The following is a 13,071-nucleotide window of genomic DNA, read 5'->3' as shown; positions in this document are numbered from 1 at the left end:
CCTTTTTTTTATTAAATTTCTTATTTGATGACGTTAATTCGAGTTGTAGCTGGAATAATTAACGGTGAATTCTTAGCAATATAGCTTTCAAGGGCATCAATATCTTGACCACCACCTACACGGTTTTGACCTTCTTTTAATACCGTAAAGTTATCGCCACCATCTGCCAAGAAGCTATTTACCGTCACACGGTATACTTTACTGTCAACCAATGGTGAACCAGCAACCATAATATTACTTGCCCGCGGTGAAACAGAAGTATTTGCCGCATATTGATAACTTAATTCTTTAGATGGCTGTAAAATTCTAGGTGAGTTTGCATTTGCACCAGACCATTGTTGTTCAAGTACATCTTTAATCTGTTTGCCAGTTAAGCTCAAAGTCACAATAGAGTTACCAAAGGGTTGAACCGCAAAAACATCGCCAAAGGTAATCTGGTTACTGCTATTAATGAGTAGGTCTGCACGTACACCACCTGGGTTCATGAGTGTAAAGTCAGAACCTTGGTTACTTGCTTTTAAGGCAAACGCTTGCTGAGCATCGGCAATCATAATCCCTAGTGGGCTTTCACCACTTTCGACTTGAGTACGACTTACAACTGCTGTCGCAGTTCCAACCACACGGCTTGAAATGGTGGTCACAGCTTGGCGGTACTTATCTAAAATGGCCTCAATGCTTGGCGTTTTGCTAAATTTTTGATAGAGATCTGTAAGACTTACAGTGGTTGTACCAGATGTGTAGGCTTCACTTTGTATAGGAACCTGTTTAGCATCCTTTTTAATCACATCACCAGTTTTACCATCAAGCTCAACCTTAATGTCAGTGATAAGCGTGCCATATTGTCCAGCTGAGGTAAGCAAGAACGGTTTTGCCGGATTTTTTGTAGCATAGTCACAAATATAAGATTGATGCGTATGCCCCGAAACAACAATATCAACCGCTGGATTAAGCTTATCTAAAATACCTAAAATCGGGCCGCTTAAGCCATCACATGTTTTTTCATTAAACTTAGTACCTGGTGCGGCACCTTCGTGTACTACAACCACAATTGCTTCAATCCCTTGTTTTTGTAACTCAGGAATCAAGGCATTTACCGTATCAGCTTCATCACGGAATTCCACATCTTTAATGCCAGCTGCCGAAACAATACTCGGCGTTGCTTTAAGGGTTAAACCAATAAATGCAACTGGAATACCGCCGTAAGTTTTGACTTTATAGGCAGGAAAGATTGTTTTGCTCGCATCATTTTTCATTGCTACGTTAGCTGCAAGAAAATCAAATTTTGCACCGCTAAAGTTTTTATTAATTTGGCAAGGTGTAGTACTCGTGTATTGCTGACATCCACCGTTCTTCAAACGACGTAACTCATCTGTACCACGGTCAAATTCATGGTTACCTACCGCATTAAAGTCAATTTGAATATCATTCATGACTTCAATGGTCGGTTCATCTAAAAATAAAGATGAGGTAAGTGGGGAAGCACTAATTAAATCGCCTGCCGAAACCACAGCATTATTTGGATTTTCTGCTTTAAGTTTTTTAATTGCATCGGCAAAGTAACTGACTCCACCCACAGGAACCCGAACCGACTGCGTTGCATCGTTTGGATTAGGTGCTTCAACATAACGCTTTGGTGGCTCAAGATTTCCATGAAAATCGTTAAAAGCTAAGATATTTACGGTCTGATTGCTTCTTTGGGCAGGTGGTGCTGTGTCGTTATCATCATTGTCATTACACCCAGCCAATACAATCATCGCCAGAGAAAGCGATGTTACTTTAAATAGTGTTGTTGAATTTTTCATTTTTTTATCATTTGATCAATTAAGACGGATAAAAAAATACGCTTTTAGTATGAATATTTGATGAAAAATGAAGATGATAAAAAATAGAAAAACATTAAAAAAGTTAATGATCGAGCCAAATTAGCGTAATAAAAAAAATTTACCATTTTAATAAAGTTCTATTTTATTAGCCTATAACTAGGCTGATGGGTTAGAAATATTAAAATTTGGACAAAAAACACAATTATCGAACAATATCTTAGCTAGAAGTTGTCTACAAATCCCAATTTTTTATTTAGAATAAATTTTTAATTGCCTTATCAAATTTAATCAAGTGATTCATTTCATAAGATTAATATGAACCGGAGATAATTTATGCAATGGACTAAACCAGCTTTTACTGATTTACGCATTGGTTTTGAAGTGACTATGTACTTCGAAGCACGTTAATCAATTTCATCTAAATGTGTCATAAGCCCTAGTCTTGTTCTAGGGCTTATCTCTTTCTAATAAGATATTATTTTATGTATATTCATGTTTTAGGCTCAGCTGCCGGAGGCGGGTTCCCGCAGTGGAATTGTAATTGCCCCAATTGTCATGGTGTTCGCACAGGTACAATCCAAGCTAAAGCACGGACTCAATCCTCAATTGCTGTTTCTGAAAATGGAATAGATTGGATTTTATTAAACGCATCACCAGACATTCGCCAGCAGCTTTTCGAATTTAAAGCAGCTCAACCAGCGCGTAAATTGCGTGATACAGGCATCACTAGCGTTATTTTAATGGATAGTCAGTTAGATCATACCACTGGGCTTTTAACCTTACGTGAAGGTTGTCCAATGAATGTGTGGTGTACAGAAATGGTCTATCAGGACCTGACTACTGGCTTTCCAGTTTTTAATATGCTCAAACACTGGAATGGTGGTCTTCAATATCACGAGATTAACCCTAAACAAGCTTTTAAAATTGATGGTTTTGAAAATTTAGAATTTTTACCTTTAATTATTAAAAGTGCTGCGCCACCATATTCACCACATCGAAATGATCCACATGACGGCGACAACATTGCCTTAATTATCAAAGACCATAAAACACAAAAACAGTTATTTTACGCACCAGGTCTTGGAAAAATTGATGATCACATCATGCAAATTATGCAGAGTTCAGACTGCGTCATGATTGATGGAACGCTCTGGACAGACGATGAAATGCAACAAACGGGTGTTGGTAAAAAAACTGGCTGTGAAATGGGGCATTTATATATTAGTGGCGAAGGTGGTTCACTGTCGTATTTAAATCAGCTGAGTACACCTAAAAAAGTGCTCATCCATATTAACAATACCAATCCAATTTTAAATGAAAACTCTAGCCAGTTTGCTGAGCTTAAAGCAAATGGCGTAGAAGTTGCCTATGATGGCATGCAGATTGAACTCTAAGGTGAAACATGACTCAAACACCTGAAGCTTTAACGACCGAACAATTTAAACAAGCGATTATTGATAAAGGCCAGTATTATCATATCTATCATCCATTTCATGTGATGATGTATGAAGGCAAAGCAACTCAACAACAAATTCAGGCTTGGGTTGCAAACCGCTATTACTATCAAATTAATATCCCGCTCAAAGATGCAGCCATTATGGCGAATTGCCCAGACCAACGCGTTCGTCAAGAATGGATTCAACGCATGATTGATCAAGATGGTGAATATCCTGATGGCGGTGGCCGAGAAGCATGGTTACGGTTAGCCGAAGCTGTGGGCTTGAGTCGTGAACAAGTGATTTCTGAAGAACTGGTATTACCAGGTGTTCGTTTTGCCGTAGATGCCTATGTGAACTTTGCACGTCGTGCCTCATGGCGTGAAGCGGCAAGTAGTTCTTTAACTGAGTTGTTTGCCCCGAAAATTCATCAATCACGTCTAGAGTCGTGGCCACAGCACTATCCATGGATTGATGATAAAGGCTATGAGTATTTCCGTTCACGTTTAAGTCAGGCACGCCGTGACGTTGAACATGGCTTAACAATTACGCTTGATTCATTTACGACTCATGAGCAACAAGAACGAATGCTTGAAATATTGCAGTTTAAGCTGGATATTTTATGGAGCATTTTAGATGCTTTAACATTGGCATATGTTCACAATGAAGCACCGTATCACAGTGTGACTAGCAAACGGGTTTGGCACAAAGGACTATTTAAATGAATAAAGAGCAGTTTGATTTAAACCTTGTGCCGACATGGCGACAAGGTTACCGTTTTCAGTTCGAACCAGCTCAAAATGGTTTTGTGATTTTATATCCGGAAGGCATGATCAAGTTAAATGAAAGTGCAGGGGCAATCGGGCAATATATTGATGGTCAGCAAAATGTTTCCGCAATTATTGCCCAGTTAAAGCAAAAATTTGGTGAGATTGCTGAGATTGATCAAGATGTAGTGGATTACATGCTGGTCGCAAAGCAGCAACACTGGATCGATTTAGTATGACAGAAGGTGTTGGCCTACCTTTATGGTTATTAGCGGAACTCACTTATCGTTGTCCGCTACAATGCCCATATTGCTCAAACCCATTGGACTACGCCCAGCATAAAAATGAACTGACCACTCAAGAATGGTTTGACGTTTTTGATCAGGCCCGCCAGATGGGTGCCGTTCAACTTGGTTTTTCTGGCGGCGAGCCATTGGTACGCCAAGATTTAGAACAACTGGTTGCACATGCTCATCAACAAGGGTTTTATACCAACCTGATTACTTCTGGTATGGGACTCACCGAAAAGCGCATTGCCGATCTAAAGCAAGCAGGGCTAGATCACATTCAAGTGAGCTTTCAAGCCAGTGATCCTGTGGTAAATGATGCCTTGGCAGGTTCAAAATATGCTTTTGAACAAAAGTATGAAATGTGCCGACTGGTTAAGAAATATAATTATCCGATGGTGCTCAATTTTGTAATCCATCGGCATAACATTGACCAGATTGAACAAATTATTGATCTTTGTTTAGAGCTCAATGCAGACACCGTCGAGTTAGCAATTTGTCAGTTTTACGGTTGGGCTTTTTTAAACCGTCAAGGTTTGCTACCAACACAAGAACAACTGATACGTGCGGAACGTATTACCAATGAATATCGAGAAAAATTAAAAGCGCAAAATCATCCCTGCAAACTCATTTTTGTAGTACCTGATTATTATGAAGAACGACCAAAAGCCTGTATGAATGGCTGGGGTAAAATATTCTTTACAGTTGCTCCAGATGGTATGGCACTGCCGTGCCATGCAGCACGACAATTACCAATTTCATTTCCAAATGTCCGTGAACATAAATTGTCAGATATCTGGTACAAATCAACTGGATTCAATCATTTCCGTGGTGATGCATGGATGCCTGAAGGCTGCCGCAGTTGCCCAGATAAAGATCGTGACTTTGGCGGATGTCGTTGTCAGGCCTATATGTTGACCGGAGATGCGGCTAATGCCGATCCTGTATGTGATAAATCGCCGTATCATCAAATGATTGAGCAAGCACGGGCAGAAAGTCATGTAGCCGCTCCACTACAACAGCTTGTTTTTCGGAACAGTAGAAACTCTAAATCTTTAAGTGCTACACAAAATATTCCAGTCCACACAATTACCGATAAATAGCAAGCAATAGGAATGTTCATGAAGCCTAGCAATATTCCAGTTTTTGATGGACATAATGATGCATTAACGCGTCTATGGCTAAGTGATCATGCAGATCCCGTACATGCTTTTATTCATGAACGCCTAGAGGGCCATCTTGATTTAAAACGCTGCCAGCAAGCAGGTTTTGTTGGTGGAATGTTTGCCATTTTTTTACCTCCATTTAGCTATGTTCAACAGCATCATCCCAATAAACTATTTGATCAAAATGCTTCTGATTTTACCCAGCGGCAAATTGAACAGATTTGCTTAGAGCAACTCGATATAGCACACCAACTCGCAAAAGGTTCTACAGACATTCAAATTTGCACATCAGTTCAGGATATTCAGAGTTGTGTAGACATGCAGAAACTGGGCATTATGCTGCATATGGAAGGTGCAGAAGCTTTACAAAAAAAAACCGATTTACTTGATGTGTTTTATGACAGAGGTCTTCGTAGTATCGGCCCACTTTGGAATAGACCAAGCCGCTTTGGACATGGCTTAAATGCTAAGTTTCCTCACTCACCCGACACAGGAGCAGGCCTTACACAAGACGGCAAAAACTTTGTAAATCGCTGTGCCGATAAAAAAATGGTGATAGATGTTTCCCACATGAATGAACGGGCTTTTTGGGATACTGTAGATCTATTGCAGCAACCAATCGTAGCAACACACTCAAATGCCCATGCATTATGCGCCCAAGCGCGCAATTTAACTGACCGCCAGCTCAAAGAAATTCGAAATAGTCAGGGCATGGTCGGGGTAAATTTTGATGTTGCTTTTTTAAGGCCTGATGGACAGCGAAATGCAGAAACCTCAATAGATGTCATTTTGGATCATTTAGAATATTTAATGGATCATTTGGGCGAAGAACATGTGGGTTTTGGTTCTGATTTTGACGGCGCACTCATCGGGGCCGAGCTTGAAGATGTTACAGGGCTACGCGAGCTGATCAATCGTATGCAACAACGTCATTATTCAAGCGAACTCATTGAAAAACTATGTTTTACGAATTGGATAAACGTGCTTTATCGGATTCTAGGTGAATAGTTTTAGAGCTAAACATATTGAACATAACTAATTATTTGCATTTTTTGATTGGCTGAAATGACTAAAAAAAATACAAATAGTTTAATTGTCAACCATTCGTTAAATTCACTAAACTCAACCTTACTGAATGTAAGAACATTTAGTATTTCAGGTCTTTTGTGGTTTTCACATTACCCATTTCTTCATGAGAAGTAGAAATGGGTTTTTTCTTATCTCAATCAAATAAACGTGATAGTAATCACAATAATCACTAATTATTAGCATTCTCTCAATCCTATCTTGACTAAAAGATCTGCATTAAATACATTTGTAGTGTATTTAAAGATAAATAAAATTACTTAAAAGTAATTCATAATACTGCTTAGTCCTGAAATACAGTAAAAGGCCTACCCATTTGAGTAGGCTTTTTGCTTTGTATCAAAATTTATTCTTTTTAATTATTGGACTCTTCAATTAACATAAAAATTAAACACCTTACAAAAGCGGCGCAAATGAAAGCCGTTAAATAACAAATTATGTGCTATTAATTTAAGTTGATTTATCAAAATTTACTCCATCAGTCGAAGAGGTGCAAAATGTTAAAGTCAATTTTAGTAATAGGTACAGGTATTGCGATTGGGATGTCTATGTACAAGAAAAAGCAAAAGAACAGTAAAAGTTTTAACACGGATAGTGATACTGACTCAGTGACTAGTAAAGACAGGACTCAAAATCAAACTAATGGTTCACTGGATCACACTGTACAAGTTTAAATTTAAATAAAAAGGGGTTCAATTGAACCCTTTAATTTTTATTAAAACTCATAATTATTTTAAATAGATTAATTTAAAGATATTATTTTAACTCAAATAATTACTCAACTATTCATTTAATTATTACAAAAGTATGATTAAAACAAAAAAAACACTTTCATTATTAAAATTTACATACTGTATCAGTGGAGTCTTTATTATTATCGATGCGGATAATAAAAATGGAGACTAGAATGTCAAAACGCCATATTTTAAAAGAAGTTAACGCTAAAAGTATGTGTGGTATGGAAATTGTTGTTGAACAAATTTATGAAAATATTTATGAAAAAAACTTTGTCGAAGCTGAGAGGGAGCAAAATTGGTTGCCACTTTCTAAAATTGTGATTTCGGATAAAGTCATTAATTTAGATCAAGATAATACCTTTGCTCATCCAAGAACAGGCAAGGTCTTTAAAGTCCTTAACTCTTAATAATTTTTGTTCCACCAACACACTTTGCAAGTTTTAAATTATTGAAGCGGCCCTTACACAGGTGTCGCTTCGATACATTTAAGTCAGAGCTAATTTTTTATATTAACGCTTTAATGAAGAGAAATTGCATTTCTTGACTCGTGATTAACGAAGAAATAGGTTAATTTATTTATAAAGTTTTTAAGTAAACACTGATTTTTTATGATAATTGAGATAGAAACACATCCACTAGAACCATTTTTACCTAATAATGCGCGTCTATTAATGTTAGGTAGCTTTCCACCACCACGTAATAAATGGAAAATGGATTTTTACTATCCGAATTTCCAAAATGACATGTGGCGAATTTTTGGTTTAATCTTTTTCCAAGACAAAACTTATTTTTTAAGTGAAAACCTAAAAAAATTTAATGAAGAACGTATTCGAAACTTCTTGATTGAAACAGGTATTGCGATCTTTGATACTGCTTACCAAATTAAGCGATTAAAGGGGAATGCCGCCGATAAATTTCTTGAAATAGTAACGCCAACAGATCTTGCGGTTCTACTTCAACAGATTCCGCTATGTCAGACCATCATGACTACAGGTGATAAAGCAACTGACACTTTAATTTCAGTTTTACCAGAGAACACTGAAAAGCCGCTTATAGGAATGTCTACATCGACGTACTTTGCGGGAAGAGATATTAATTTATATCGCTTACCATCTTCCTCTAGAGCTTATCCATTGGCATTAGAGAAGAAAGCTGAGGCTTATCAAAAATTCTTTAAAGAAATTGGTATTTTATAAATAAAACTGAAGCGTCTTTACATCATCCATTCAACTGGTAAATATGAAACAGCTTTAATCATTGTGCGTTGGAAAAGACTCGTATCTGGGTCTTTTTCATATTCAATAACGTTCCCATCCGATTGATAATCTAGCCAAATGATTTTCCCTTCACTATTTAGCTTAAGCTGATAGGCGACTTGAGGTAAATGCTGATCGAGCATCACAGAAATTTGAGCCTGTAATTGACTCGACTCAATCACCAGACCAACCTCGGTGTTTAAGTAAGTCGAGCGTGGGTCAAAATTAAATGAACCAATAAATACTTTACCGTCTACATCAAAAAATTTGGCGTGTAAACTCGATTTATTTTTACCTTTTGCAGGGATAACGCTTCCCGTCACCACCTCATACCATGTTCTACGTCTACGTTCTAAAAATGGTTTAAACTCAAATAGTTCTACGCCACTTTTGAGCATTTCGACTCGATATTGACTATAAAAAGCATGCACAATTGCCACATCATTTGCAGCAAAAGAATTGGTTAAAACCCTGACTTTAACCCCTTGCACTTTTAGCTGTTTTAAATAGTAAGTGCCTTGCTGGGTAGGAACAAAATAAGCTGAAGCTAACTCTATATGCTGCTTCGGTTCACCCATAATGGCCATAACTTGTCCATAAAGCATCTCTTCTTTAGAAGCTACTTCTAAAATTTTTTTAGGTGAGTCTGCAACAAAATACGCTTTTGACCATTGAATTGGATAGCTTTCTAAAAGCTCTTTTAAATAAGTTTGTGCATCGTAAAGCTTATCTTCGGTTTGAGTATGATTTTCACTTTCATGAAGTAGATCATGATAATGCTGTCGTAAAGATTGCAAGTGGTGGGCAGCACAAGTTCCGACCAACTCAGTGGCGTTTTGGCTTAGCTCGCTTTGCCAAAAATCATTAAAAACGGCTTGAGCATGCTGTACTGTATGCCCATAAAATAAAATATCCAGATCTGTAAACTGAAACTCACTACTTGCATCAAAATACTCACTACTGATATTTCGACCACCTGTTACTGCAATTACTCCATCTGCAATAATTAATTTATTATGCATTCGATGGTTTACTTTTTTGAAACGGAAAATATAGTCTAAAATTCTTATATATCTGAATTTGTATGGATTAAATAAGCGAATTTCAAAATTAGGGTGGTGGAGAAGGCTTCTGAGAACACCATCAAGCTTTACGCCATTTTGATCGTCAATGAGTAAGCGGATTTTTACGCCACGATCTGCTGCCGTAAGTAATTCATGCAGCATTAAATTTCCAACAAAATCATTTGTCCAAATATAATATTGTAAATCGATTTTTTCTTTTGCATTTCTAATGAGATACATACGAGAAGCGATACTGATAAAGGCATCATCTAGTGCTACAAAAGCGGTTAGTCCTTGTTTAGTTTTTTCCGTAGCTTGCTCATCATTTAACCAATTAAAGCTATTCGTCACTGTATCGTTCTCATCAGGGTCGTATGTATCGTTATACGAAGGTGTATTTGTAAAGCACCAAGCATTTAATGCCATACTACTATATTGCTGATAGAGTTGATGAATTCTAAGCATACTTATTTTCATCCATTATAATTTAATTAAAAAACAGTATGTTAGCCAAATAATCTTTACTCAAAACCCATCTTATAGTCATCTATATGTGCGCCAAAAGGTTATTTATATAGCTATATTTGGCATAAAATTGTTAAAGTAAAAAGAAATCTACACCAGAAAAATGAAGCTACCAAACCCTATTAAACGTGAGGAAACTTACCGTATCAGCGTGACTTTTAACAAACAAAGATATTCTTGTACTCGGGATACAGCAAAGGAATGTGAGCAGTGGGCAGCATTAAAGCTACTTGAATTAAAATCTGGCAAGGCCGAAATAGAGAAAGGTGGTAAGCCGCATTTTTCATTAAAAAACACTGAGAGAAATATTATTTAGAAAAGGACGTAAAGTTAAAATCTAAAGAAACAATTCGCATCAAGATTAATAAACTTGAAAGTATGTTTGGTGACATAGCATCAAAAACAATTTGTCAAAAAAGCCCTGAACAATCAGGGCTTTCCAATGTAAGCTTAACGCGAGTATTAAAACTTAGAAAGAGATTGTTTCACCATCTAAAGGAATCGATACTTTATCTTGAATACCTTTTTCTTTTACATATTCAGATAGCTGGGCACGTGATACAGACATATGGTTAATTGCATCCATATGAACAGCAACAATTTTAGCCTTGGGTGCTTTTTGAGTAGCATGATAAGTATCTTCTTTACCCATAATAATGGATTCTTTATATCCTTCCATCAAAGCATTACCTGTATTTAATACAATCACTTCTGGTTTAAATTTCTCTATAGCTTGATCGACCTCGGGACGCCAAATAGTATCACCAGCAACATAAATTGTTTCATGACCAGCTGCTTCAAAAACCATACCCATGGCTTCACCTAAAGCAGCCCCTAGCTTAGAATTGCGATACATCTCATCAGTACCATGTTGGCCACCGATTTTAGTTATTTTGACACCTTCAAATGTGGTCTGAGTTAAGATACGTACATCTTTAAAACCTTGAGACCGAATGGTCTTTTGATCATCTTTGTTTTGTACAAAAACAGGCATGTTCTTTGGTATAGCTGCTTGTGCGGCATCATCCCAATGATCTAAATGAGTATGTGTAACAATAATGGCATCAACACCTTCCAAAATCGTTTCAGGTTTAATAGGCAAATCTACCAAGGGATTACGTAAATAACTTCGGTAAGTATTTGGGAATCCTTCATAAAAACCTTTTTTTGCAAACATTGGATCAACTAAAAAAGTGGTATCTGCATACGTAATTTTTACCGTTGCATTACGAACTTCTTGTAGGTGAGTTATCTTTGACGTATCTCTTTGGACACTTTCATTCGCATATAAATTGAATGAAGCAGTTGCTAAAGTAATAGCGATAAGAGAACTATTTAAGATTTTTTTCATATCTAATTCCAGATAATTTACTGATATTGAAATTATGAGGAAAGAGATAAATATAAAAAATTGTCCTTAAGGACAACTATCGAAACTATTAGGACAAAATGCTATATTTATACTTTTCACAGCTAAAGAATTTGTATGGAAATACCAGTCATTGGGTTATTTGTTTATCCCAATATAAATCCATTTCATTTTTCTATTCCGCATATCATTTTCAATATAAAAATTGAGGATAAGAGCTTATTTAAGCTAAAAATATTTTCGATGGATGGACAACCTGTAAAAACAGAACAGTCAATGGTCATTATTCCTGATGGCGGAATAGAGCTAATTCCAGAATGTGATCTTATCGTTATCCCTGGTTGGGATGATTTTAACCATAAGCCAGAACCTTCTCTTATTGAAAGCCTTCAACAAGCGTATCAAAAAGGGAATAAACTTGTTGGTCTATGCTATGGCACTTATGCACTAGCGTATGCTGGTTTGTTAAGCAATAAAAAAGCCACTACGCACTGGTTGGCCGAACAAGATTTTAACGAAAGATTTCCTGATATTAGACTCGACTCAGATGCTCTTTATACAGAAGACCAGAGAATTATTACATCTGCTGGTACAGGAGCAGCTCTTGATTGTTGTTTATACTTAGTTCGTGAAATATATAACGCACAAATTGCGAATAAAGTATCTAGAGTTATGGTCATTCCTCCACATAGAGAAGGAGGACAGGCCCAATTCATTGAACAACCTGTGGCGAATTCAAGTCAAGATGCGCAAATTAATGTCCTACTCGATTTTTTAAGAAAAAACTTAGCTCAGCAGCATAGTATTGAAATTTTAGCTGAAAAAGCACATATGACACGTAGGACATTTACACGGCATTTTAAAAAAGCGACTGGAATGACTTTGGTAGAGTGGATCAACACAGAAAGAATTAGGTACAGCTGTGAATTATTGGAGACAACGAAACTGTCTATAGAACAAATAACCGAGCTCTCTGGTTTCAACAATACGGTTATGTTTAGAAAAACGTTTCGTGAAAAATATGGCACAAGTCCTCATGCTTGGAGAAAAGCTTTTGGCAGTATTGAGGAAAAATAATTAATCTCTCAATACTGATGTGAATATGTAGATTTATATAAAAGCCCTCGGATGAGGGCTACTTTAGTCGGTAATCTGACTGAATATTAGGTATAGACATATTTTAAAGCAAATCTTCTATGTATTCCCAACCATGAGACTTCATATCTTCAAACTTTCTTTTTAATTCTTCTTTTTCATATTCACGTGTATCGCGCCCTAAAAGAACATGATACGAATTGCTCTCAGGCTCTATAGTCACCTCAGTAATTTCTACAGGTTGAATTACTCCACCTTCAGTTAAACCCATATCTGTAAAACACATACCTTTTACAGGAATAACAGTACAGTTATATTCTTTTGAAATAAAATAGATATTTGAAGCAGCAGAATATGTACGTGAGGCTCTAATTTTCATTTATATCTCCTTGAAGGATAGAGAAGATCATTTATAGTCTGGTGTTCTTCTAGAGATAATACTGTTTAATTTATATAGTGA

At 36.7% G+C, this 13,071-nt stretch carries 13 protein-coding genes; 9 read left to right on the top strand and 4 right to left on the bottom strand.

The features are described from left to right. Positions 1-20 precede the first annotated feature (20 nt). Positions 21-1,802 carry a bifunctional metallophosphatase/5'-nucleotidase gene (locus AC2117_RS09410; RefSeq protein WP_133973613.1) on the bottom strand — a complete coding sequence of 594 codons (1,782 nt, stop codon included), beginning with the start codon at positions 1,800-1,802 and terminating at the stop codon, positions 21-23. Between the two features lie 354 nt (positions 1,803-2,156). Here AC2117_RS09410 and pqqA point away from each other — a divergent pair, with 354 nt between their 5' ends. From pqqA to AC2117_RS09365, 8 genes are all read left to right on the top strand, one after another. After that, entirely contained in the window at positions 2,157-2,231 is a 75-nt protein-coding gene (gene pqqA / locus AC2117_RS09405; protein ID WP_001982218.1) for a pyrroloquinoline quinone precursor peptide PqqA, read from the top strand. A 74-nt stretch (positions 2,232-2,305) separates the two neighbouring features. Continuing rightward, positions 2,306-3,217, top strand: coding sequence for a pyrroloquinoline quinone biosynthesis protein PqqB (gene pqqB / locus AC2117_RS09400; protein ID WP_133973612.1), 912 nt, complete (start codon positions 2,306-2,308; stop codon positions 3,215-3,217). A gap of 8 nt (positions 3,218-3,225) precedes the next feature. Further along, positions 3,226-3,984, top strand: coding sequence for a pyrroloquinoline-quinone synthase PqqC (gene pqqC / locus AC2117_RS09395; protein ID WP_092705809.1), 759 nt, complete (start codon positions 3,226-3,228; stop codon positions 3,982-3,984). After that, a complete protein-coding gene (pqqD, locus tag AC2117_RS09390) occupies positions 3,981-4,265 on the top strand; it encodes a pyrroloquinoline quinone biosynthesis peptide chaperone PqqD (RefSeq protein WP_049836639.1) in 285 nt (94 codons plus the stop codon). The genes pqqC and pqqD overlap by 4 nt, the downstream gene beginning before the upstream one ends. Further along, on the top strand, positions 4,262-5,416 hold the full coding sequence (pqqE, locus tag AC2117_RS09385) for a pyrroloquinoline quinone biosynthesis protein PqqE (protein ID WP_133973610.1): 1,155 nt from the start codon (positions 4,262-4,264) through the stop codon (positions 5,414-5,416). The genes pqqD and pqqE overlap by 4 nt, the downstream gene beginning before the upstream one ends. Before the next feature lie 18 nt (positions 5,417-5,434). Beyond that, a complete protein-coding gene (locus tag AC2117_RS09380) occupies positions 5,435-6,487 on the top strand; it encodes a dipeptidase (protein ID WP_133973608.1) in 1,053 nt (350 codons plus the stop codon). A 985-nt stretch (positions 6,488-7,472) separates the two neighbouring features. Then, on the top strand, positions 7,473-7,709 hold the full coding sequence (locus AC2117_RS09370; RefSeq protein WP_133973607.1) for a hypothetical protein: 237 nt from the start codon (positions 7,473-7,475) through the stop codon (positions 7,707-7,709). A 201-nt stretch (positions 7,710-7,910) separates the two neighbouring features. Then, on the top strand, positions 7,911-8,498 hold the full coding sequence (locus AC2117_RS09365) for a uracil-DNA glycosylase family protein (RefSeq protein WP_133973605.1): 588 nt from the start codon (positions 7,911-7,913) through the stop codon (positions 8,496-8,498). Positions 8,499-8,515: 17 nt separating this feature from the next. On the opposite strand, the gene AC2117_RS09360 is transcribed toward AC2117_RS09365, so the two are convergent. Further along, complete coding sequence (locus AC2117_RS09360; RefSeq protein WP_133973603.1) at positions 8,516-10,099, bottom strand: phospholipase D family protein; 1,584 nt, start codon at positions 10,097-10,099, stop codon at positions 8,516-8,518. Positions 10,100-10,616: 517 nt separating this feature from the next. After that, positions 10,617-11,498, bottom strand: a complete 882-nt coding sequence (locus tag AC2117_RS09355; protein ID WP_133973601.1) for an MBL fold metallo-hydrolase — start codon at positions 11,496-11,498, stop codon at positions 10,617-10,619. Between the two features lie 135 nt (positions 11,499-11,633). On the opposite strand from AC2117_RS09355, the gene AC2117_RS09350 reads away from it, so the two are divergent. Continuing rightward, positions 11,634-12,593: a GlxA family transcriptional regulator gene (locus AC2117_RS09350; RefSeq protein ID WP_133973599.1), complete on the top strand. Its 960-nt coding sequence runs from the start codon at positions 11,634-11,636 to the stop codon at positions 12,591-12,593. Between the two features lie 103 nt (positions 12,594-12,696). On the opposite strand, the gene AC2117_RS09345 is transcribed toward AC2117_RS09350, so the two are convergent. Next, complete coding sequence (locus AC2117_RS09345; protein WP_133973597.1) at positions 12,697-12,990, bottom strand: hypothetical protein; 294 nt, start codon at positions 12,988-12,990, stop codon at positions 12,697-12,699. Positions 12,991-13,071: the final 81 nt, after the last annotated feature.

This window comes from Acinetobacter calcoaceticus (assembly GCF_900520355.1).
Lineage (GTDB): Bacteria > Pseudomonadota > Gammaproteobacteria > Pseudomonadales > Moraxellaceae > Acinetobacter > Acinetobacter calcoaceticus_C.
This window is presented reverse-complemented; position numbering and strand designations above follow the sequence as displayed.